Here is a 22,868-nt window from a genome sequence, read left to right on the forward strand (position 1 = left end):
CCCAAGATGCCGCCAAACCCCCACGCAAGTAGCGTTCCGGCCATGAGCGAATCTTCATTCCAGGACGACGTGCTGGGCGAACTCGGCGACGAAAGGCTGAGCGAGATCGCCTCGCTCCTCGGCACCGACACCGACGGCGCGCGGGAGACCGTCGCCACCACCGTCGGCGCGATGACGGGCGACCTGCAGCAGAAGGCCGGGTCCGACGACGGCGACGAGGTCCGCCAGGCCTTCGCGGAGGTGGCCGAGCCCCCGCTCCAGGGCGTGGCCACGCTCGGCGGCGGCCTCGGCGGCCTGCTCAGTGGCGGAATGATGGCCGGAGTCCTGGCCAAGGCGAGCAAACCCGTGGCCAATGCCGTCTCGAAGAAGACCGGCATCCCCGCCCCCACCGTGTCCCGGGTCATCGAGATGCTGATCCCGGTCCTGCTGGCCGTCTTCGCCAAGCGCGCCGCCGCCGGCAAGGCGGGCGCGGGCGCCCCCGGGGCAGCCCCGGCGGCAGCCCCCTCGGAAGGCGGGCTCGGCGACCTCCTGGGCCAGATCCTGGGCGGCGGCAAGAAATAGGAACCCACCCGTTCGGCGGCCCGCGGCCATAAAATCGGGCCCATGGCTGACAACGTGCGGCTGCGAAGCCCCGAACCGGGAGAGCTGGGCTGGATCGTGCAGCGCCACGGCGCGCTGTACGCGGCCGAGTACGGCTGGAACAGCGAATTCGAGGGCATGGTGGCCCGGATCGTCGCCGACTTCGCCCAGGACCACGACCCCTACCTGGAGCGGGTGTGGATCGCCGAACTGGACGGCCGCCCCGTCGGCTCCGTGATGTGCGTACGGGAGGAGAGCACCCCCGGCACCGCCCGGCTGCGGCTCCTCCTCGTCGACCCGGAGGGACGCGGCCGCGGCATCGGCACGGACCTGGTCTCCGCGGTGATCGACTTCGCCCGCTCGGTCGGCTACCGCGAACTCGTCCTGTGGACCAACGACGTGCTCGACGACGCCCGGGCGCTCTACCTGCGGGCGGGATTCACGCTGATCGCGGAGCGCCCGCACCGCTCGTACGGAGTGAGTCTGACGGGTCAGGACTGGCGGCTCCCGCTGCAGGAGAGCCGCCCCCACTGAGCCGCGCGGGGGCCAGTGAGGTCAGCGCGACCCCGCCCACCAGCAGCACCGCCGCCACCCACCGCAGGCCCGATACGGACTCCCCCAGCACCAGGGCGGCCGAGGACATCCCGAACACCGGCACCAGCAGCGAGAACGGCGCGACCGCCGAGGCCGGGTAGCGGCGCAGCAGGTACCCCCAGGCCCCGAACCCGAACACGGTCGACACCCAGGCCACGTACCCGATGACGCCCACCCCGGACCAGTCCAGCCCGCGCAGCGCGGCCAGGTCCCGCTCGGGCCCCTCGAACAGCAGCGACAGCGCGAACAGCGGCAGCACCGGCACCGTGCACACCCAGACCATGAAGTTCAGCGCGTCGGGCGGCGCGGCACGGCGGGTCAGCACATTGGAGACGCCCCAGCACACGGCCGCCGCCACGACCAGGACGAACCCGAACACGGGCCCGCCGGTGCCCCCGTCCACGGCGGCCACCACGATCCCGGCGAGCGCCACCCCCATACCGAACACCCGTACCCGGCCCGGCCGTTCGCCCAGGACGACGGCGGCGATGACGGCGGTGAAGACGGCCTGGATCTGCAGCACGAGCGAGCTCAGACCGGCGGGCATCCCGGAGGCCATGCCGGTGAAGAGCAGACCGAACTTGGCGACCCCCAGCGCCAGCCCGACCCCGATGACCCACTTCCAGGCGACCTTGGGCGGCCCGACGAAGAACACGGCCGGCAGGGCCGCGACGAGGAATCGCAGGGCGGACAACAACAGGGGCGGGAAATGCCCCAACCCGATCTCTATGACGACGAAGTTGAAGCCCCAGACGGCGGCGACGAGCACGGCGATTGCGGTGTGTACGGGACGCATGCCAAAACCTTCACCCACCCGACCGTGTAGCACCAGCGCGAATCACTTCCGCGATGGATGAAGCAACGCTTACGATTGACCCATGCTCGATCTGGCCCGGCTGCGCGCCCTGCACGCCGTCTCCGTCCACGGCTCCGTCGCGGGCGCGGCGGCCGCCCTCGGCTACACCCCCTCCGCCGTCTCCCAGCAGATCGCGAAGCTGGAGCGGGAGACCCGCACCACCCTCCTGGAACGGCGCGGCCGCGGGGTCGCGCTCACCGAGGAGGCCCGGCACCTGGCCGCCACCGCCCAGGAATTGCTGGCCATCGTGGAACGCGCCGAAACCACCCTGGAGGAACGCCGGGGCCTGCCGAGCGGGCTGCTGACGGTGGCCGCCTTCGCCTCGGCGGCACGTGGGCTGCTGCCTGCCGTACTGGCCGATCTGGCGAGCCGCCATCCCGCCCTGGACGTCCGCCTCACCGAGGTCGACCCGCACCTGTCGGTGGACCTGGTGGCGCGCGGCGTCACCGACCTGGCGGTCGCCCACGACTGGGACATCGCGCCCCTCCCCGCCCCCGAGGGCATCGACCAGGCGGTCATCGGCGACGACCCCTGCGACCTGATCGTCCCGGTCGGCCACCCCTTCACCGCGCGCTCCACGATCCGCCGGGGCGACCTCGGCGGCGAACGGTGGATCTGCCAGCCACCGGGCCGGGTCTGCCACGACTGGCTGGTCCGGACCCTTCGCACCGCGGGTTTCGAGCCGGAGATCGCGCACGTGGCCGAGGAGAACCACACCATCGTCGCGCTGGTCGCGGCCGGGCTCGGCGTGGCCGTGGTGCCGCGGCTGGGGACCGGGCCGCTGCCGCCGGGCGCCGTGGCGGTGCCTCTCGAACCGGGGCCGGTGCGCCGTCTGTACGCCCTCTGGCGCACCGGCGCGGCCCGCCGCCCGGCCATCACGGAAGCCGTCCGCACCCTCCGCTCCCACTGGCCCCCGGCCTGACTCTTTCCCTCCGGGGACGGTGGTGGTGCGGCGCCCCCACGCCGGCGGGGTGCCGCCGCGCGGAGCGTGTCCCCTACCCGCCCTTCCTCCGTTCCCTGGGGCTCCGCCCCAGACCCCGCGCCTCACACGCCGGCGGGGCTGGATTTGCCCCTGCCGGCGTTTGAGGCGCGGGCGCGGAGCGCCGTTGGGGTGACGGGCGGTGGACGGCGGGCAGGGGCGGAGCGCGACACGCCGGGGACGCGCTCGGGTGGGGTGGGAGGGCGGGAGTAGGGTCCGGCCCGTGTCGTACCTCGCCTCGCGTCGGAACCTGCTCGCCGCGGCCGCCATGGCCGCCGTCACGGCGGCCGGTGGCGGCTCCGCCGCCCTCGGGGCCGCCCCGGCCGCCTCCCGCCCGCCCGCGCCCGCGAGGGCCCCTCGCCGCCTCCTCGACGGGATGAGCCTCGCGGAGAAGGTAGGGCAGCTGTTCGTCTCACGGGCGTACGGGCACTCGGCCACCGACCCCGACCCCGCCGACGCCGAGCAGAACCTGGCCCTGTTCGGCGTCCGGACCGCCGCCGAGCTGGTGGCCCGCTACCACCTCGGCGGGATCATCTACTTCGCCTGGGCCCACAACACCCGCACCCCGCACCAGATCGCCGCTCTCTCGGCCGGTCTCCAGGAGGCCGCCCTCGCCACCGGCCCCCGGATCCCGCTCCTGCTCTCCACCGACCAGGAGCACGGCATCATCGCCCGCATCGGCAAGCCCGCGACCCTCCTCCCGGGCGCGATGGCCCTCGGCGCGGCCGGCTCCACCGCCGACGCCGAACGCGCGGCCCGTATCGCCGGCGCCGAACTCGCGGCCATGGGCATCCGCCAGGACTACGCCCCGGTCGCGGACGTGAACGTGAACCCGGCCAACCCGGTGATCGGCGTACGGTCCTTCGGGTCGGACCCGCAGGCCGTGGCGGCCCTGGTCGCCGCCCAGGTCGGCGGGTACCAGGGCGCGGGCGTGGCCGCCACCGCCAAGCACTTCCCCGGCCACGGGGACACCGAGACGGACAGCCACCTCGGCCTGCCGGTGATACGGCACAGCCGCGCGCAGTGGGAGGAGCTGGACGAGCCGCCGTTCCGGGCCGCGGTACGGGCGGGCGTGGACGCGGTCATGACGGCCCACATCGTCTTCCTGGCGCTCGACCCCTCGGGCGACCCGGCGACCCTCTCCCGGCCCATCGTCACCGGCATCCTGCGCGAACGCCTGGGCTTCCGGGGCGTGGTGGTGACCGACGCCCTGGACATGGCGGGGGTCCGCCAGAAGTACGGGGACGAACGCGTTCCGGTGCTGGCCCTGCTGGCCGGCTGCGACCAGCTGCTGAACCCGCCGGACCTGCCGCTCGCGTACCGGAGCGTGCTGGCGGCGGTGGAGTCGGGGGAGCTGAGCGAGGCGCGCATCGACGAGTCGGTGCTGCGGATCCTGGAACTGAAGGCCCGACGGGGCCTGTTCGGGGCGCTTCCCTCGGAGGCAGGGGTGGACGCCGTCGTCGGGGTCCCCGATCACCTCTCCGCCGCCGACGGGATCGCGGCCGCCACGACGACCCTGCTGGCGAACCCGACAGGCCTGCTGCCCTTCGACGCGGACGAGGCGCCGCGGCTGCTCGTCACGGGCACGGACCCGGTCTCCCCCACGGGCACGACCGGACCCACCACGGCCGTTCTGGCGCGGGAACTGACCGCCCTGGGCTGCCGGGCGACGGCGGCGCCGCCCGCCCGCGCGGTGGCCGCCGCCGCCGGTCAGGCGGCGGTGCTCGTGTGCACGTACAACGTCCCGGAAGGAGAGAGCCCCCAGCGGGCGCTGGTCGCGGACCTCGTGGCCACCGGGGTGCCGGTGGTGCTGCTGGCGGTCCGCAATCCGTACGACCCGGCCCGGCTGCCCGCCTGCGCCGCCGAGCTGGCGACGTACTCCTGGACGGACGTGGAGATGCGGGCGGCGGCCCGGGTGCTCACCGGGGCGGTACGGCCCTCGGGCCGGCTCCCCGTCCCGGTGCCGGGCCGCTACCCGCTGGGCCACGGCCTGACGTACTGAAGGACGTCAGGCCGCGGCCATGGCTGCGGACGCAGGGGGCCTACGGGCGCAGCTGCTGGTCCCGTCGCGATTCCGGCTGGTCCAGGACCGCGTCCGGCGCCGCCAACGGCTGCGCCGCCGACGCCGCGCCGCCCGCGAGGGAGGGCGCGGCGGCCGGAGCCACTCCGGCCCACTGCTGGATCTTCGCGGTGGCCAGCGCCTTCTCGCCGTCGAGGAGCTTGGCGACGTTGGCCCCGTGGTTGGCGCCCGGCGCGATCATGACGTAGCTGTCGCGCACCCCGTAGCCGAGGTGGAACGGCTCGGACCCCCACGGGTCGTTCTGCCCGTACACGAACAGCATCTGGTTCGCGTTCTTGCGGACCCAGTTGTCCACGTCCCGCATGGCCGACGGCTGGAAGGTCATCGGGATGTCGCGGGGCACGAAGTTGCGCGGCGGCTGGTAGCCGTAGCGGCTCAGGCCGGCCAGGTGCGGCTGCTTGATGTCCGGGGAACCGAGCTGGGTGCCCGCCTGGTAGTAGTACGGCGTGTAGGTCTCCAGGCCCTGGTCCGCGTAGGCGGAGAAACCGGAGATCGTGTCGACCGTGTCCCAGATCTCCTGGTCGCTCGCGGTGGCGGCGTTGGGGATCGTGGCGCAGTCGGCGAGCAGGCTGTACTGCCAGAAGGCCCACACGTAGTCGAGCACGACGGCCTCGTAGGCCTTGTCGAGGTTGCCGACGGTGTTGAAGGTCCAGCCGTTCTCGGCGGCGGCGGCCGCGTACTTGGCCTCCAGCGGCTCACGGCGTACGAGCGCCTCGCGCTGCACCGCGTTCAGCTTGTCGCGGCACTCCTTGGTGCCGACGCCCGCGAAGAACCGGTCGTAGGCCGAGTCCTCCTTGTTGACGACGTCGTTGGGCGCGACGTACGCGACGACACCGTCCATGTCGCGCGGGTAGAAGCGCTCGAAGTACGTCGCCGTCATGCCGCCCTTGCTGCCGCCCGTGGCCAGCCAGTTCTTCGTGTAGATCTTCTTCAGGGCGGTGAAGAGGCGGTGCTGGTCGCTGGCGGCCTGCCAGATGGTCAGGTCGTCCCAGTTGGCCGGGTCGGGCCGCGAGGGCGTGAAGAATCGATACTCCAGCGACACCTGGTTGCCGTCGACGATGGTCGTCGGCTCGCTGCGGCGCGGGCTGGTGTTGACGTTGTAACCCGAGGTGTAGAAGACCGTCGGGCGCGACACGTCCTTGTGCAGCAGGGTCAGGCGCTGCTTGAAGGTGCCCTTCCACGGCTGCCGGTGGTCGACCGGCTGCTCGTAGTTCAGTACGAAGAAGCGGTAGCCGGGGTACGGCTTCTCCTCGATCAGGCTCATCCCGGGAATGCCGAGGATCCTGTCCTTGATGTCCGCGGCGGCGGCCGGCTCCGCGGCTGTGGCCGCTTGTGCCGTGAAGCCGGCCGCGCCCATGGTGCCGATCAGCACCACGAGCGACAGCAGCCATCCGAGCGTCTTGCGCATTCACCCTCCCCTTGAGTTCACTTCGGTCGCCGTGAACCTAGCGGGGTCAACGCGCCGCTGACCAGACCAAGTTGGGTCGCTCCCTCAGCACAGGATCCAGCCGGAGCCGGCCGAGCCGGTCGATCCGGCCCCCACGGAGCCCTTCACGTGCACGCACCGGTTGATCGCGCCGACCGTGACGGGCCCGGCGTAGCGGGTGAACCGCCCCGCATCGCGTACGGGGGCTCCGCCGCGCGGCTGGATGCTCACCGCCATCTCCCGCCGCTCCCCCGGGATCCGCGCCACGGCCAGCGCGCAGGCCTGCGTACGGGTCTTGTACACGCGCACCTCGCCCGTCTCGAACGGCACGGTCCGCACGAGACGGCCCTCGCAGAGCCCGGCCCACGCCCCGGTCCCGGCCTGGGCGGCGTGTGCGGCCGTCCCCGTGAACAGCCCGCCGACACTGAGCCACAGCGCCGCCGTGAACACCCCGAGGGACACGGCCCCCCCCGGCCGCGCCCCCGCCTCCCCTTGAGCATCCCGTCCCCCATCGCTCGTACGTGCAACGTGCGCACGCACGTACGACACCCGGACCCCCGGGAAGGTTGCGGTGGGCAACGGCTCCGGCCGCCGCGTTCACGTGGGGTTCACATCGCACGGGCCGCGCGGTCGACGACCGACGCCGGCGACCCCTACCTCGTACGAGTGCATGCGCGACGTCCCGACGGCGGAACGGGACGGCCCCATCGAGCCCGACACTACGCTGGGTGGCCGATCGACCGCACGACGTAGCCACGAAAGGCCATGACATGACGACGACCGACCTGCTCGACCGCAAGCTGGAGCGCGCCTTCACGCACCTGGACGCCGACGACAGCGGCGTGATCGACGAGCACGACATCATCGCGCTCGGCTCCCGGCTGCTGTCGGCCCTCGGCGAGCCGGCGACCTCCCCGAAGGCCGACGCGGTGATGGGCGGGCTGGTCGACTTCTGGCAGGAGCTCTTCACCGAACTGGACGTGGATCGGGACGGCAAGCTCACGCCCGAGGAGTACTCCCTGGGCATGACCCGGCTGTACAAGGACGGCGGCGCGGCCTACGACCGGTCCTTCCGGCCGATGATCGAGGCGATCCTCACGATCGTGGACACCGACGGCGACGGCCGCATCAGCCCCGAGGAGTTCCTCAAGGCCCAGAGCGCCTTCGACACCGAGCTGGCACGCGCCGACACGGAGGCCCTGTTCGCGAGGATCGACAAGAACCACGACGGCTTCCTGTCCGTGGACGAGCTCCTCGACGCCGTCCGCGAGTACTACACGGGCAGCGACGAGGACGCCCCGGGCAACCTGCTCTTCGGCGAACTCTGATCGGTGCGGGGGCAGGGGCCCGTCTCGAACTCCCTTCGTCGCCCGGAGGGCGGCCCCGCGGCGTCTGGTGCGTGCTCTCGGTGCGCCGGGCGGAAGCCCGCGTACTGGACGTACTCGGGCTTCCGCCCGGTGCGGCGAGAGCGCGTGCCAGGCGTCGCGGGGCAGACGGGAGTTTGACGACAGGCCCTAGGCGGCCGCCCGCTCGTCCTCCCCGACGAAGGTGCGCCACAGCTCGGCGTACCGGCCGCCGCGCGCCAGGAGTTCGGCGTGGCTGCCGTCCTCCACGACCCGGCCTCGGTCCATGACCACCACCCGGTCGGCACGGGCCGCGGTGGTCAGCCGGTGGGCGACCACCAGGGTGGTGCGCTTGCCCGCGAGGCGGTCGGTGGCCTGGTTGACCTGGGCCTCGGTGGCCAGGTCCAGGGCCGCGGTGGCCTCGTCGAGCAGCAGCACGTCCGGGTCGACGAGCTCGGCGCGGGCCAGCGCGATCAGCTGGCGCTGCCCGGCGGAGAGGTTGCGCCCGCGCTCGGCGACCGTGTGCAGGTAGCCGCCGTCGAGCGTGGCGATCATGTCGTGGGCGCCGACCGCTCGCGCGGCGGCCTCCACCTCGGCGTCGCCCGCGTCGGGCTTCCCGTAGGCGATGGCGTCACGGACCGTCCCCGGGAAGAGGTACGGCTCCTGGGGGACGACGCCCAGCCGGTGGCGGTAGCCCGTCAGGTCGAGCTCCCGCAGGTCGGTGCCGTCCGCGGTGACCCGGCCCGAGGTGGGGTCGTAGAACCGGGCCACCATCTTGACCAGCGTGGACTTGCCGGCCCCGGTCTCGCCGACGAACGCGACGGTCTGCCCGGCGGGTATCCGCAGGTCGATGCCGGCCAGCGCCTCGCCCTTCTCGCCCCGCTCCTCGGCCGTCCCGTACTGGAAGCGGACGTTCTCGAAGGCGATCTCCCCGCGCAGCGCCGACACCTCTCGGGGTGCCTCGGCGTGCGGGGTGGTGGTGGGCTCGCGCAGCAACTGCTGGATGCGGCCGAGGGAGACGGTCGCCTGCTGGTAGCCGTCGAAGACCTGGGAGAGCTGCTGGACCGGGGCGAAGAACAGGTCGATGTAGAGCAGGTACGCGACGAGCGCGCCGGTGGTCAGCGTCCCGGCCTCGACCCGGCCCGCGCCCACGATCAGCACGGCGGCGGCCGCGCCCGAGGACAGCAGCTGGACGAAGGGGAAGTAGACGGATATCAGCCACTGGCCGCGGACCCTGGCCTCGCGGTACGAGTCGCTGCGCTCGGCGAACCGGGCGGCGCCCGCGTACTCGCGGCGGAAGGCCTGGACGATGCGCAGCCCGGACACGGACTCCTGCAGGTCGGCGTTGACGAGGCTGACCCGGTCGCGGGCGAGCTCGTACGCGGCCACGGACTTGCGGCGGAAGACGACCGTGCCGACCACCAGCACCGGCAGGGTCGCGAAGACGATCAGCGCCAGCTCGACGTCGAGGACGAGCAGGGCGACCAGGATCCCGAAGAAGGTGAACACGGAGACGACCGCAGTGACGAGCCCGGTCTGCAGGAAGCTCGACAGCGAGTCCACGTCCGTGGTCATCCGGGTCATGATCTTGCCGGTCAGTTCGCGCTCGTAGTAGTCGAGGCCGAGGCGTTGGAGCTGGGCGAAGATCTTGACGCGGAGCGAGTACAGGACGCGCTCGCCGGTGCGGCCGGTCATCCGGGTCTCGGCGAACTGCGCGGCCCACTGGGCGACGACGACGGCGAGCGCGAGCCCGGCGGCCACCCAGACGGCGCCGAGGGCGGCCTGTTCCACGCCCTTGTCGATGCCGTGCCGGATCAGGATCGGCAGGAGCAGCCCGGCGCCCGCGTCGAGGGCGACGAGGCCGAGGCTGATGGCGAGCGGCGCCCAGAAGCCGCGGAGCAGACGGCGCAGGCCGTAGCTCTCCTCGGGGGCCGCGGCGCTGTCCTCGTCCACGGCGGGCTCGTCGTCGGCGGGCGGCAGCGCGGCCACCTGCGCGAGCAGTTCGGGGGTGGCGGGCATGCCGGCGACGGCTCCTGCCATGGAGTGCCCCGCGCCGGGGGCGCCGGCGCCGGCGGCGGGCGCCTTCGCACCGGCCATCCCGGCCTCCTTGGCGTCCTCGGCCTCCTGGGATTCCTCCTGTCGCCGCCACAGCTCGGGGGTCACCCCGTCCACGACGCGGCGCTTGGCGTTGACGGGCTCGGAGTCGATCTCCGCCTCGATCTCCAGGTCCCGTTCGAGGTCCCGCTCGAACTCGGCCATGGCGGGGGCGTCCGGGGTGCGCGGGGAGCCCGCGCCGAGGGCGTCGGGGTCGGTGAGCAGCCGCCGGTACAGCGCGGAGCCGCGCTCCAGCTCCTCGTGGGTGCCGATGTCGGCGAGCCGCCCGTGCTCCAGTACGGCTATGCGGTCGGCCAGCGCGAGCGTCGAGCGGCGGTGGGCGATCAGCAGGGTGGTCCGGCCCGCCATGACGGAGCGCAGGGCCTCGTGGATCTCGTGCTCGACCCGGGCGTCGACGGCGGAGGTGGCGTCGTCGAGGAGCAGCAGCCGGGGGTCGGTGATGATCGCGCGGGCGAGCGCGATGCGCTGCCGTTGGCCGCCGGAGAGCGTGAGCCCCTGCTCGCCCACCTTGGTGTCGTAGCCGGCGGGCAGGGCCTCGATGAACCCTTCGGCCTGTGCGGCGCGTGCGGCAGCCCGGATCTGCTCCTCGGTGGCCTCCGGGTGCCCGTAGGCGATGTTCGCCCGGATGGTGTCGGAGAAGAGGAAGGAGTCCTCGGGCACGAGGCCGATCGCCCCGCGCAGGGAGGCGTAGGTCAGCTCGCGCACGTCGTGTCCGCCGACGCGGACGGCTCCGCGGTCGGCATCGTAGAACCGGGGCAGCAGCAGCGAGACGGTCGACTTCCCGCTTCCGGAGGCGCCGACGACGGCGACGGTCTCCCCCTCCGCCACCGTCAGCGAGAACCCGTCGAGGACGGGGCGCTCGGGGTCGTACCCGAAGCGGACGTCCTCGAACTCCACGGTCGCGGGCGCGTCCGCGGGCAGCTCGTGCTCGCCCTCGCGGATCACGGGCTGGGTGTCGATGAGCTCGAAGACCCGCTCCACGCCGGCGCGCGCCTGCTGCCCGACGGTCAGCACCATGGCGAGCATGCGGACGGGTCCGACGAGCTGGGCGAGGTAGGTGGAGAAGGCGACGAAGGTACCGAGCGTGATGTGTCCGTTGGTGGCCATCCAGCCGCCGAGGGCGAGCATCGCGACCTGCCCGAGGGCGGGTACGGCCTGGAGGGCGGGGGTGTAGCGCGAGTTCAACCGGATGGTGCGCATCCGGCCGGCGAAGAGCCTGCGGCCGGCCTCGCGCAGCTTCCCGCTCTCCTGCTGTTCCTGCCCGAAGCCCTTGACCACGCGTACGCCGGTCACGGCGCCGTCGACGACGGTCGCGACGGCGGCGGCCTGCCCCTGGGCCCACCAGGTGGCCGGGAACAGCTTCTTGCGGCTGCGCTTGGCGATGAACCAGAGCGCGGGGGCCATGAGCAGCGCGACGAGGGTCAGCAGCGGGGAGAGCGCCAGCATGATCCCGAGGGATATCCCGAAGAGCAGGAAGTTCCCGATGGTCATGGGCAGCATGAACAGCAGCCCCTGGATCAGCTGCAGGTCGCTGGTGGCCCGCCCGATGACCTGACCGGTGGACAGCTCGTCCTGCCGCCGCCCGTCGAGGCGGGCGATGGTGTCGTACATGTCGGTGCGCAGGTCGTGCTGCACGTCGAGGGCGAGCCGCCCGCCGTAGTACCGGCGTACGTAGGTGAGGCCGTAGACGAGGACGGCCGCGCCTATGAGCATCCCGGCCCAGGGCCCCATGGGCTTGCTCCGGTCGCCGATGACGTCGTCGATGATCACCTTGGTGACCAGCGGCACGAGCGCCATGACGGCCATGCCGGCCAGGGAGGACCCGAGCGCGAGCAGCACATTGGCCTTGTAGCGCCAGGTGTAGGCGGTCAGCCGCCTGCCCCACCCCTGTTTGTCCCCAGCCGCTGTCTCTGCCGCCGCCACGTGAGGCCTCCCCGTTCGTCCTGTCCTGCCGGAAGCGCCAACGCCCCGACCGGCGGATTTCATCCCGCCGCAACAATTCGAACGTGTACGCCCAGAGCCTCCGGCGCACCGCGGGGGCGCCCGAACGTGCGGGGCCCTCGGATCATGCCGGGCCCGGCATGATCCGAAAGACAGGCCCTAAAGGTGCGTCGGCGCGAACATCCGGAGCGTGGCCGGGAGCACCAGCACCGAGGGCCCGGGGGTGGTGAGGGACTTCTTCAGGTCGTCCTTCAGGGCTTCCGGGCTCGTCGTGGCGGCCGGGACGCCGAAGGACTCCGCCAGGGCCACGAAGTCGGGACGGGCGAGCTCGGTGGCCGTCGTACGCCCCTCGAAGGAGGCGGTGTTGTACTCCCGCAGGATGCCGTAGCCGCCGTCGTCCACGATCAGCCAGGTGACGTCCAGGTCGTGCTGGCGGGCGGTGGCCAGGTCGGCGACCGAGTACATCGCGCCGCCGTCGCCCGAGACCGCGAGGACGGGGGTGTCCGGCTCGGCCACGCACGCGCCGAGCGCGGCGGGGAACGCGTAGCCGAGGCCGCCCGCGCCCTGGGCCGAGTGCATGGTGTTGGGATGCTTCGCGTCGAAGGCGGACCAGGCCCAGTACGACAGGATCGTCATGTCCCAGAAGGACGGGGAGCGGGGCGGCAGGGCCGCGCGGATCGAGGTCAGGAGCCGCTGCTCCAGGGCGAGGTCCTGCGGGGCGAGACGCTCGGCGACCGCGGCGAGGAGCGCGCGGACCCGCTCGGCGGCCTCGTCGTCGGGCCGGGGCTCCACCGTTTCCAGGAGGGCCTGGAGGGCGAGGCGGGCGTCGGCGTGGATGCCGAGGGCCGGGTGGTTGGACTCCAGCTTGCCGAGGTCGGCCTCGATCTGGACGACCCGGCCGGTGGGGAAGAACGTGTGGTAGTTCGAGGACAGCTCGCCCAGGCCCGAGCCGACGACGAGCAGGACGTCGGCGTCCTCCAGGAAGTCCGTCATGTGACGGTCCTCCAGCCAGGACTGGAGCGACAGCGGGTGCGTCCACGGGAAGGCGCCCTTGCCGCCGAAGGTGGTGACGACGGGGGCGTTCAGGCGTTCCGCCAGCTGCCTGAGCTTGCCGGAGGCGTCGGCTCGGACGACTCCGCCACCCGCGATGATCACCGGGCGTTCGGCCTTCGACAGCCAGTGCGCGGCCAGGGCGGTGAGCTCCGGGCGCGGGGCCGCTTCGTGCGGGGTCGCGTCGACACCGGTGACCTGCGGGATCAACGTCTCCGCGCGCAGCACGTCCTCGGGGATCTCCACCCAGACCGGGCCGTGCGGGGCGGTCAGCGCCGACTCCCAGGCCTCCGCGATCACGGAGGGGATCTGGGAGGGGGTACGGGCGGTGTGGACCGACTTCACCACGTCGCGGAAGGAGGCGGCCTGGTCCCGCAGCTCGTGCAGGTGGCCGCGCCGGCCGCCGCCGAGGCCGGGGGTCGGGACCTGGGAGGAGATCGCGAGGACGGGGGCCGATGCCGCCGCCGCCTCGGCGAGGGCGGGCAGCGCCATGAGGGCGCCCGGGCCGGTCGACAGGAGCAGCGGGACTGCCTCCCCGGTGAGGCGGCCGTACGCGTCGGCCGCGAAGGCCGCGTTGTTCTCCGTACGGAGCCCGATCAGCCGGAGGTCGGAGCGGCCGACCGCGTCGAAGAGGGCGAGGGCGTGCTGCCCGGGCAGTCCGAACACGGTGGTCGCGCCGAGCGAGCGCAGGGACTCCACGACCAGGTCCCCGCCCGTCCGCCCGGGCGGCGGCGCGAGTGCGGCCGCCGTCTGGGCTTCGGTGGGACGGAGTACCAGGTCGTGGTCGTGCGTCACGTGCGTGCGTGCCCTTCGTGCTGTGCTGCTCGGGCCGCCCGCTTCGCCTTACTTCGCCTTGGAGGCGGCGATCTGGCGGCTCATGATCGTGGTCAGCTCGTACGCGGTGTGCGAGGCCGCGACCGAGGTGATCTCCGCGTGATCGTACGCCGGGGCGACCTCGACGACGTCGGCCGAAACCAGGTTGCAGGAGGACAGGCCCCGGATGATCTCCAGGAGCTCGCGGGAGGTCATGCCGCCGGCCTCGGGGGTGCCGGTGCCGGGCGCGTGGGCCGGGTCGAGCACGTCGATGTCGATGGAGATGTAGAGGGGGCGGTCGCCGATGCGCTGGCGCAGCTGGTCGGCGACCTCGTCGGCGCCGCGGCGGTAGACGTCGGCGGAGGTGACGATGCCGAAGCCCATCTTGGCGTCGTCGTCCAGGTCCTGCTTGCCGTAGAGCGGACCGCGGGTGCCGACGTGGGACAGCGCCTCGGTGTCGAGGATGCCCTCCTCGACGGCGCGGCGGAACGGGGTGCCGTGGGTGTACTCGGCGCCGAAGTAGGTGTCCCAGGTGTCCAGGTGCGCGTCGAAGTGCAGCAGGGCGACCGGGCCGTGCTTCTTGGCGACGGAGCGCAGCAGGGGCAGCGCGATGGTGTGGTCGCCACCGAGGGTCATCAGGCGGGAACCGGCGCCGAGCAGCTCGTCGGCGGCCGCCTCGACCGTCTCGACGGCCTCGTTGATGTTGAAGGGGTTCACGGCGATGTCGCCGGCGTCGGCGACCTGCGCGAGGGCGAAGGGGGAGGCGTCCTGGGCCGGGTTGTACGGACGCAGGAGGCGCGAGGCCTCGCGGATCGCGTTGCCGCCGAAGCGGGCGCCGGGGCGGTAGGAGACACCCGAGTCGAAGGGCACGCCGACGACGGCGACGTCGGCGGAACCGACCTCGTCGAGGCGGGGCAGCCGGGCGAAGGTCGCGGGGCCCGCGTAGCGCGGGATGCGGGAGGAGTCGACGGGTCCGCGCGGCTGCGTGCTCATGGCTGTGCCTCTTTCTCTGGCCTGACGTGTGCGGTCCTTCGAGCGTAAGCGGACGTCGAAGGGGTGCGAAGTGTACGTTTTATCCACTGCACCTTCTCGACCTGTACGGAGTATCCATGCGGCCGTCCCCCGGTGATGCGGAGCGATCGGGCACGCGGCCCACGCCGCCGACGGAGCCGGTGCGGCTCGCCGCGCTGCTGGGCACGGAGGAACTGGGCCTGCGCCTGCTGGCGGGCGGGGGCGGGGGCGGGGGCATCGCCGCGGTGGACGTCCACGGCGTCCACGCCTCGGAAATGGCGGACCCGTCCCCCTACCTGCTGGGCGGCGAACTCCTCCTGACGGCGGGCACGGACCTGGCGGGCCTCGCGGGGGCGGGGGTTGTCGGAGTCGATGCCGCCGAGTACGTGGAACGGCTCGTGCGGGCCGGGGCGGCGGCGCTCGGATTCGGGGTCACGCCCGTGCACGAGCTCGTGCCGCAGGCCCTGCTCGACGCCTGCGACCGGTACGGGCTGCCACTGCTGGAGGTGCCTCCGCGGACCCCGTTCACGGCGGTCGCCCGCGCCGTCTGGCGGCTGATGGCGCAGGCCCGCACCCGCGAGCTGCGGCGGGTGACCGAGGCCCAGCAGTCCCTGGCGGCCGCCGCCGCCCGCCCCGATCCGGTCCCGGCGGTCCTGTCCCGCCTCACGGCGAGCCTGGGCGGGTGGGCTGCCCTGCTGACCCCGGAGCCGACGAGCCCGCCCACGGCGAGCGCGGCCACCGCCCCCCGGCCCGGCCCGGGCACCGGCCGGGGGGCGGGCACCAACCCGGGCGAGGGCACCGGCGCCAGGACCCGGGCGGGCGCCGAGACCGACACCGACGAGGGCGCCGACGCGGCTGCCGGAGCCGGGACCGACACGACCACGAGCCCCGGGACGGGCACGGACGCCGGAAGTGGGGCGGCCGTGGGCGCCGGAACCGGGACAGGCGCGGACACCGGGACAGGCGCGGGCGCCGGGGTGGGCAGGGGTCACCGGGAGGGCGTGACCGGGGTCGGGGAGCGGGGCGGGGTCGTGCTGGTTCCCGGGTTCCGCCCGGCCAGGGCACCGGCATCCACAGGGGCCGGGTTCCAGCCCGGCGCGGAGGCGCTCGGGGCGCTGGCCGCGCTCGCGGAGCGGGTCGGTCGCGGGGGCGTCGCGACGGCCACCGACACCCTCGGCGGGACGCACCTCGCCGCCTACGCCGTCGGCGGCGGCGGACACGTGCTCGTACTGGCCACCCCCGCCCGCACTCCCGGCGACCACACCATCGCCTCCGTCGCGGTCGTGCTGCTGAGCCTGCTCACCGCGCACCGCCCGGCCGGTTCGGAGGCCGCCGCACTCACCGGGCTCCTCCTCGGCGGTGACCCGGCACAGGCCCTCACCCCCGGACCCTGGTACGTCGTCCACGCCCGCGGCGCCGCCGACCCGCACGCCCTCGCGGCCGCGCTGGGCACCGTACTGCTGGACCCGCGCCCGGACGACGTACGCCTGCTCACCGAGCGGGAGCCCACCCCGCAGCCGGGGTGGCGCCTGGGGGTGAGCGCCCCGGCCGGCCCGGAGGCCCTGGCGGCGGCCGACGCCCAGGCCCGGCGCGCACTCCAGCGCGCCGAGGCCGCCCGCACCCCGCTCGCCCGCCACGCGGACCGCGGATTCGCGGGGCTGGTCGGCGAGGCGGAGGCCCGCGCGCACGCCGAGGCACTGCTCGCGCCGCTGAGCCCCGCCCTCCGCGCCACCCTGCGCGCCTGGCTGGCCCACCACGGCAGCTGGGACCGCACCGCCGCCGCCCTCGGAGTCCACCGCAACACCGTCCGCCAACGCATCGCCCGCTGCGCCGCCCTCCTGGACCGCGACCTCGACGACCCGGACACCCGCATGGAGTTGTGGTTCGCCCTGCGCCGGGACCCGGAGGCGTGAGGGGCGGTGCGCAGACCCGCCGCCGGTGTCACTCCGACCGGGGGGATCCGTACGCCGGACATCTCAACCCACGTGTGACTCCCCCGCCGACGTGAGATGGCTCAGTCGCCGACGCGGTCCAAAGACCCGTCGCGCACTCGTCTCAGCCTCCACCGAAACGGAGATTCCATGCGACGCGTCCTCGCGACCGCGCTCCTCACCCTCGTCGCCAGTGCCGCCGGCACGGTGACGGCCACCGCCCAGGGCGAACACTTCATCGGGGCGATCACCTGCACGAAGTCGCTCACCTCGGGCCTCACGTGCAGCGGCAAGGCGGCCGGTCTCGGCAACCGCCCCACCGCCGCCTTCCTCACGGCGGATTCCGTCCAGGCCGAGTACATCTGCGTGAACCGGGGCGGCAACACCGCTCCCGGTCAGGGCACCGAGTTCAACACCGTGGTCGGCCCCACGAGGAACTTCAACCCGCGCAACGGCCAGATCACCTTCACCAACGTGAACCTCCCGATCCCGGAGGCTCCTTCCTCGCGGGACGTCTGCCCCAACGGGAACTGGACCGTCAACCTCACCCGGGTCGAGTACGACCACGTCGTCCTGCACATCCAGCAGGGCGGCACCGACATCCTCTTCAAGGACCTCGGCGACATCGTGATCCCGCCCGAGGGCACCGTGGTGTTCTGACGACCGGGCACCGGCCCGAAGGCAGGGCTTCCCGGCCGCTCGTGGGTTTCGAACCCTCCGAGCGGCGCCGGGAGGCCCTGCCTCGCGTGCGCCCCCGGCCACGGCACAAAGCCCTCGCGGCCGTTCGCGGCCACTGCGAGGATGGCCCGATGCCCTCCGACCGCCCCGGCCGCCCCGAACCGCTCCCCGAACCGCTCCCCGATCCGCCCGCCGAGCCGCTCCGCGAGCCCTGGCTGCGCGGCATCGCCGCCCATCCCGCCGCGCCCCCGGACGTCCTCGTACGCCTCCTGGACCCGGCCGCCCGAGAGGTCTGGACGGTCCTCTGCGAAGAGCGCGACCTCCCGCCTGCCGTCGTCGACGCCGTACTCGCCCACCCCGAGCGTGCGGTCCGCCGCGCCTTCGCCCGCAATCCCCACGTCGATCCCGCCCAGCGCGGCCGGCTCGTGCGCGACCCGGACTCTCTGGTGCGGGCCTCGCTCGCCGGGGGTTCCCGGGTCCGGTCGGGCCGGATCCGCCCGCTGCCCGACGAGGTCATCGAGGCCCTGCTGACCGCGCGAAACGATCCGGCCCTCAACACGCACGTCACCGCGAACGAGATCTGCTGGGAGCTGGAGGCCTCCCAGCAGATACCGCTGTCCTTCCGCCGCCGGCTGCCCGAGCACGCGAACCCCGAGCTGCGGGCCTACGGGATCCGGTCCGGCGGGTGGGACCGGCTGACCCGCGAACAACAGAAGGCCCTCCTGGCCGATCCGGACCCCACCGTGCGCGAGGCGGCCCAGGAGGCCGCGCACCGGGCCTCCCGCGACCTCGACCCCGAGGCCCTGGCGGCCGAGCTGCCCGAGCAGAACGGCCACCACCGGCAGCACCTGCTCATGAACCTCCCCGTGTCCCGGGCCGTGGTCGAGGCCTGTCTCGCCGAGGGCCGCAACCTCTACGAGTTGGCCTACAACCGCCGCACCCCCGCAGACGCCGTCGCCCGCCTCGCCCGCGACCCCGATCCCGAGGTCCGCGCGGCCGTCGCGGCCCGGGCCGACATCGGCCCGGCCCTCCTGGAGGAACTGGCCGAGGACCCGGACGAGAAGGTCCGCAGGCGCGCACGGATCCACCCGCTGCCCCGCACCTGGGCGCAGCGCGACGTCCTCGACCACGCCGTCTTCCACAGCTTCGGCTGCGCCTGTGCGTTCGTCGACGCCCACGCGGAGCAGGAGAGCGGCTGGTACACCGACTGCGCCCGCTCCGAGCACGAGGACCTGCGCCGAATCGCCGCCACCTACCGGCTGCTGCCCGCCGAGCCGGCGGCGCTGCTGGCCGAGGACCCGGCCGCGGACGTGCGGCACGCGCTGGCCGCTCACCACCCCCTCGCCCCGCCCGCGCTGGTGCTCGACGCCTTCCTCGCCCGCCCCTGGCAGCGCCCGCACCTGCTGGCGCTGCCGAACCTGCCCCGCACCGGGCTCGGGCACCTCCTCGGCCACGAGGACCCGGAGGTCCGCGCGCTGGCCGCCGCCGACGTCACGGCGGACGAGCCGCCCGTACGGCTGCTCTCGGATCCCGAAGCCCTCGTGCGCAGGGCCGCCGCCGCGAGCCCGCTGCTCCCCGCCGAGCTCCTCGCGGAGCTCCTGGAGGACCCGGCGACGGCCGAGGGCGCCGCGGCCAACCCGGGCCTGCCGGCCGCCCGCCTCCACGAGCTGCTGGACCGGCTCGGCGTGCCGGGCTGACCTCCGCACCGCAGTGGCGTACCGCACTCTGGACACGGAGGACAACTCGCCGGTAACTTAATCTGAGCAAGCGCTTAGGCATAAGCGGCGGACCGCCGCGACCGAAGGGAGCCGGCTGTGCGCCGTACCGTTTTCAACGAGGACCACGAGGCGTTCCGCGAGACCATCCGCGCCTTCATCGAGGCCGAGGTCGTCCCCGTCTACGACGAGTGGTTCGCCGCGGGCCAGGCTCCGCGCGACTTCTACTACAAGCTCGGCGAGCTGGGCGTCTTCGGCATCAACGTGCCCGAGGAGTTCGGTGGCGCGGGCCTGGACACCCACAAGTTCGAGGCCGTCCTCTACGAAGAGACCTCCCGCGCGGGCGTCAACTTCGGCGGTTCCGGCGTGCACGTGCTGCTCGCCCTCCCGTACATCAAGATGCTGGCCGACGACGAGCAGAAGAAGCGTTTCCTTCCGAAGTTCGTCACCGGTGAGGAGATGTGGGCCCTCGCGATGACCGAGCCGGGCACCGGCTCCGACGTCGCGGGCATGAAGACCACCGCCAAGCTCTCCGAGGACGGCACGCACTACGTCCTCAACGGCGCCAAGACCTTCATCACCGGTGGCGTCCACGCCGACCGCGTGATCGTCTGCGCGCGCACCTCCGCCCCGTCGGCCGAGGACCGCCGCTTCGGCATCTCCCTGTTCGCCGTGGACACCAAGTCCGAGGGCTACTCCATCGGCCGCAAGCTGGACAAGCTCGGCCTGAAGACCTCCGACACCGCCGAGCTGGCGTTCGTCGACGTGAAGGTGCCGGTCGAGGACCTGCTCGGCGAGGAGGGCAAGGGCTTCTACTACCTCGGCCACAACCTGGCGTCCGAGCGCTGGGGCATCGCCTTCGGCGCGTACGCCCAGGCCGCCGCGGCCGTCCGGTTCGCCCAGCAGTACGTCACGGACCGCACCGTCTTCGGCAAGCCGGTCTCGCACTTCCAGAACACCAAGTTCGAACTGGCCGCCTGCCAGGCCGAGGTGGACGCGGCCCAGGCCGTCGCCGACCGCGCCCTGGAGGCCCTGGACGCCCACGAGCTGACCCCGGCCGAGGCCGCCAGCGCCAAGCTGTTCTGCACCGAGGTCGCCCACCGCGTCATCGACCGCTGCCTCCAGCTGCACGGCGGCTACGGCTACATGAACGAGTACCCGATCGCCCGCCTGTACGCCGACAACCGCGTCAACCGCATCTACGGCGGCACCAGCGAGATCATGAAGTCCATCATCGCCAAGTCCATGGGCCTGTAAGTCCTCGATCCCTCAAGGCACTTACGCTTCCCCCATGAACGAGTCGCTGACGACGCTCCTCGATCTGCTCGACCTGGAGCAGATCGAGGAGAACATCTTCCGCGGTACCAGCCGCCCTTCGCTGGTACCGCGCGTCTTCGGTGGCCAGGTCGCGGCCCAGGCACTGGTCGCGGCCGGGCGGACCGTGCCCGCGGACCGCACCGCGCACTCGCTGCACTCGTACTTCCTGCGCGCCGGGGACGCGGGCGCGCCCATCGTCTACTCGGTGGACCGGATCCGCGACGGGCGTTCCTTCACCACCCGCCGCGTGGTCGCCGTCCAGCACGGCCAGCCGATCTTCCACCTCTCGGCGTCGTTCCAGACGTACGAGGAGGGCCTCGACCACCAGGCCGCGATGCCCGCCGCCCCGGACCCGGAGTCCCTGCCGACGGCGGAGCAGTCCCTGCCCGAGTACCGGGACGTCTTCCGCGACCCGGGCGTGGTGGAGCGGCTGATCGCGGCGCGCGGCGCGGTGGACCTGCGGTACGCCACGACCCCGCCGTGGGGCAGCGTCGGCGAACCCATCGCACCGCACACGCAGGTGTGGTTCCGTACGGCCGACAAGCTGGACAGCGACGATCCGCTGCTGCACACCTGCCTGGCCACGTACGTCTCGGACATGACCCTGCTCGACTCGGTGCTGCTCGCGCACGGGCGGGGCGGCTGGGCCGTCGGCGACGTGGTCGGGGCCTCGCTGGACCACGCGATGTGGTTCCACCGGCCGTTCCGCGCCGACGAATGGCTGCTGTACGACCAGGAGTCCCCCTCGGCAGCCGCCGGCCGCGGCCTCGGCCAGGCCCGCATCTGGACCCAGGACGGGCGCCTCGCCGTCACCGTCATCCAGGAAGGCGTCGTGCGCGTTCCGCGTGCCTGACCCGGGGCCGTTCCGCCGAACGGCCCATCAGCCCCGAAGGCCGGCACGGGGGCCCACGCCCTGCCGCACCACGGTGCGGTGCGTCCGCGACCGCACGCGGGGACGGCTCGCGGCCCGTGCGGAGCGGATGCCGTCCCGCCCGGCCGCGTCTACGTTCCGATGACATGACGCACATGACCGGCGACCGGCACTCCGGCCCCACCCGTCGCGCCCTCCTCCTCTCCGGAGCGGGCGCGGTCGCGGTCGCGACGGGCTGCACCCGCAGTGGGGCGAACGGGTCTCCGGCGGCCGCCACGAGCGGCCCCGCCACCCCCAGCGCGTCCGCGGCCGGCATCACCCCGGGCGTGATGACGCTGTTCGAGGACCCGGGGTACAACTTCAACGGGCTCCTCGCGCTCGGCGCCTCGGGGGCGGGCGCCGCCGAGGTCGGCGAGGTCCTCACGGCCGTGAACGGGATCAACGGGGCCGGGCTGAGCGCGCAGACGTACGTGGAGACCTTCCGCAAGCTCGGCGACCAGCTCGTGAAGCCCCCGCCCGGCGCCCCGGCCGACGGGCAGACCAAACGGTTCCGGGCGCTGCGCGCCGCCCAGTACTACGGCCAGGCGCTGTTCTTCGTCCTCGGTTCCGACGACCCGGGTGCCGAGGAGAAGCTGTACAAGGCGGGCCGCGGAGCCTGGGACGCCTTCTGCGACCTGTGCGAACCCGCGCCGGTGAAGGCCGAGGTCCCCTACGGGACGACGCCGCTGCCCGTGTGGTTCTTCCGGCCGGACACGTCCGCCGCGCCCCGCCCCACCGTGATCCTGACCAACGGCAGCGACGGCCAGAACGTGGACATGTGGACCTACGGGGTCCCGGCCGCGCTCGAGCGCGGCTGGAACGCGCTCGTCTACGACGGGCCCGGCCAGGGGCAGCTGCTCTTCGTCGACCAGGTGGTGTTCACCCCCACCTGGGAGAAGGTCGTCACTCCCCTGGTCGACTGGCTGACGGCGCGCGCCGACGTGGATCCCGGCCGGATCGCCCTGACCGGTCTGAGCATGGCGGGAGACCTCGCGCCGAGGGCGGCGGCGTTCGAGCACCGGATCGCGGCCCTCGTGGCCATGCCCGGCTGCGTGGAGCCGTGGCTGGGCTTCCCGCCGGAGATCCGGAAGATCCTCACCCCCGACAAGCAGCAGACCAACGACATCTGGAACAAGGAGGTCGTTCCCGAACTGCCCCCGGACGCGGTCGACGTGATGAAGAAGCGCTTCGAGCCCTTCTCCGTTCCGGCCATGCTCGAAGCCCGCCGGGGCAAGCTGTTCACCGACTTCTACACCCCCGCCACCCGCATCAAGGCCCTGTCGATCACCGACGTCGTCGGCCGCATCAAGGCTCCGACCCTGGTGCTGGACTACGAGGGCGAGCAGTTCTACCCGGGGCAGCCCCGCCTGATGTACGAGGCCCTCACGTCCCCGAAGGACTACGTCAAGCTGACCGCGCAGCAAGGCGCTCAGCTGCACTGCTCCCCCATGGCACCGCAGCTGCACTGCGAGGTCGTCTTCGACTGGCTCCAGAAGACCATGGCGGGCGGCCGCTGACCGGGCGCCACGG

The 22,868-nt window shown here is 73.2% G+C and carries 16 protein-coding genes and 1 pseudogene; 11 read left to right on the top strand and 6 right to left on the bottom strand.

Annotated features, from left to right (window positions below; translation table 11 throughout):
- The first annotated feature begins 42 nt into the window (after positions 1–42).
- Entirely contained in the window at positions 43–561 is a 519-nt protein-coding gene (locus ACFYZL_RS13435) for a DUF937 domain-containing protein (protein WP_388678754.1), read from the top strand.
- A gap of 54 nt (positions 562–615) precedes the next feature.
- Positions 616–1,113 (top strand): annotated as a pseudogene (locus tag ACFYZL_RS13440) (GNAT family N-acetyltransferase); the annotation flags it as partial.
- Here ACFYZL_RS13440 and ACFYZL_RS13445 read toward each other — a convergent pair.
- Complete coding sequence (locus ACFYZL_RS13445; RefSeq protein ID WP_384753830.1) at positions 1,019–1,969, bottom strand: EamA family transporter; 951 nt, start codon at positions 1,967–1,969, stop codon at positions 1,019–1,021. The pseudogene ACFYZL_RS13440 and the gene ACFYZL_RS13445 sit on opposite strands and share 95 nt — an antisense overlap.
- A gap of 82 nt (positions 1,970–2,051) precedes the next feature.
- Between ACFYZL_RS13445 and ACFYZL_RS13450 the strand changes: the two genes are divergently transcribed.
- Complete coding sequence (locus tag ACFYZL_RS13450; RefSeq protein ID WP_384753828.1) at positions 2,052–2,951, top strand: LysR family transcriptional regulator; 900 nt, start codon at positions 2,052–2,054, stop codon at positions 2,949–2,951.
- 280 nt (positions 2,952–3,231) lie between these two features.
- Positions 3,232–5,010, top strand: a complete 1,779-nt coding sequence (locus ACFYZL_RS13455; RefSeq protein WP_388678759.1) for a glycoside hydrolase family 3 N-terminal domain-containing protein — start codon at positions 3,232–3,234, stop codon at positions 5,008–5,010.
- Between the two features lie 40 nt (positions 5,011–5,050).
- Here the strand turns inward: ACFYZL_RS13455 and ACFYZL_RS13460 are convergent, their stop codons facing one another.
- Together ACFYZL_RS13460 and ACFYZL_RS13465 are read right to left on the bottom strand one after the other, a co-directional pair.
- Positions 5,051–6,496 carry a S28 family serine protease gene (locus ACFYZL_RS13460; RefSeq protein ID WP_384744904.1) on the bottom strand — a complete coding sequence of 482 codons (1,446 nt, stop codon included), beginning with the start codon at positions 6,494–6,496 and terminating at the stop codon, positions 5,051–5,053.
- 84 nt (positions 6,497–6,580) lie between these two features.
- The gene (locus tag ACFYZL_RS13465; protein ID WP_388678763.1) at positions 6,581–6,976 is read right to left on the bottom strand and encodes a hypothetical protein; all 396 of its coding nucleotides are present in this window, start codon (positions 6,974–6,976) and stop codon (positions 6,581–6,583) included.
- Between the two features lie 308 nt (positions 6,977–7,284).
- Between ACFYZL_RS13465 and ACFYZL_RS13470 the strand changes: the two genes are divergently transcribed.
- On the top strand, positions 7,285–7,842 hold the full coding sequence (locus ACFYZL_RS13470; RefSeq protein ID WP_384744907.1) for an EF-hand domain-containing protein: 558 nt from the start codon (positions 7,285–7,287) through the stop codon (positions 7,840–7,842).
- A gap of 186 nt (positions 7,843–8,028) precedes the next feature.
- On the opposite strand, the gene ACFYZL_RS13475 is transcribed toward ACFYZL_RS13470, so the two are convergent.
- The 3 genes from ACFYZL_RS13475 to speB form a co-directional block, all read right to left on the bottom strand.
- Positions 8,029–11,895, bottom strand: coding sequence for an ABC transporter ATP-binding protein (locus ACFYZL_RS13475; protein ID WP_388678767.1), 3,867 nt, complete (start codon positions 11,893–11,895; stop codon positions 8,029–8,031).
- Between the two features lie 177 nt (positions 11,896–12,072).
- Positions 12,073–13,758 carry a thiamine pyrophosphate-binding protein gene (locus ACFYZL_RS13480; protein WP_384755049.1) on the bottom strand — a complete coding sequence of 562 codons (1,686 nt, stop codon included), beginning with the start codon at positions 13,756–13,758 and terminating at the stop codon, positions 12,073–12,075.
- A 48-nt stretch (positions 13,759–13,806) separates the two neighbouring features.
- Positions 13,807–14,769: an agmatinase gene (gene speB, locus ACFYZL_RS13485; protein ID WP_384755051.1), complete on the bottom strand. Its 963-nt coding sequence runs from the start codon at positions 14,767–14,769 to the stop codon at positions 13,807–13,809.
- A 116-nt stretch (positions 14,770–14,885) separates the two neighbouring features.
- Between speB and ACFYZL_RS13490 the strand changes: the two genes are divergently transcribed.
- The 6 genes from ACFYZL_RS13490 to ACFYZL_RS13515 all read left to right on the top strand — a co-directional run bounded on the left by ACFYZL_RS13490 (position 14,886) and on the right by ACFYZL_RS13515 (position 22,855).
- Positions 14,886–16,700 (top strand): PucR family transcriptional regulator, encoded by a 1,815-nt coding sequence (locus ACFYZL_RS13490; RefSeq protein WP_388678771.1) that lies wholly within the window; start codon positions 14,886–14,888, stop codon positions 16,698–16,700.
- 168 nt (positions 16,701–16,868) lie between these two features.
- Positions 16,869–17,378, top strand: a complete 510-nt coding sequence (locus ACFYZL_RS13495) for a hypothetical protein (RefSeq protein WP_388678774.1) — start codon at positions 16,869–16,871, stop codon at positions 17,376–17,378.
- A 149-nt stretch (positions 17,379–17,527) separates the two neighbouring features.
- Positions 17,528–19,093 (top strand): hypothetical protein, encoded by a 1,566-nt coding sequence (locus ACFYZL_RS13500; protein ID WP_388678777.1) that lies wholly within the window; start codon positions 17,528–17,530, stop codon positions 19,091–19,093.
- 117 nt (positions 19,094–19,210) lie between these two features.
- Complete coding sequence (locus ACFYZL_RS13505; RefSeq protein ID WP_384755063.1) at positions 19,211–20,368, top strand: acyl-CoA dehydrogenase family protein; 1,158 nt, start codon at positions 19,211–19,213, stop codon at positions 20,366–20,368.
- A 34-nt stretch (positions 20,369–20,402) separates the two neighbouring features.
- Positions 20,403–21,281, top strand: coding sequence for an acyl-CoA thioesterase (locus tag ACFYZL_RS13510; RefSeq protein WP_384755066.1), 879 nt, complete (start codon positions 20,403–20,405; stop codon positions 21,279–21,281).
- Positions 21,282–21,445: 164 nt separating this feature from the next.
- Positions 21,446–22,855, top strand: coding sequence for an alpha/beta hydrolase family protein (locus ACFYZL_RS13515; protein ID WP_384755069.1), 1,410 nt, complete (start codon positions 21,446–21,448; stop codon positions 22,853–22,855).
- Positions 22,856–22,868 lie beyond the last annotated feature (13 nt).

The organism is Streptomyces sp. NPDC001717 (assembly GCF_042892775.1).
GTDB lineage: Bacteria > Actinomycetota > Actinomycetes > Streptomycetales > Streptomycetaceae > Streptomyces.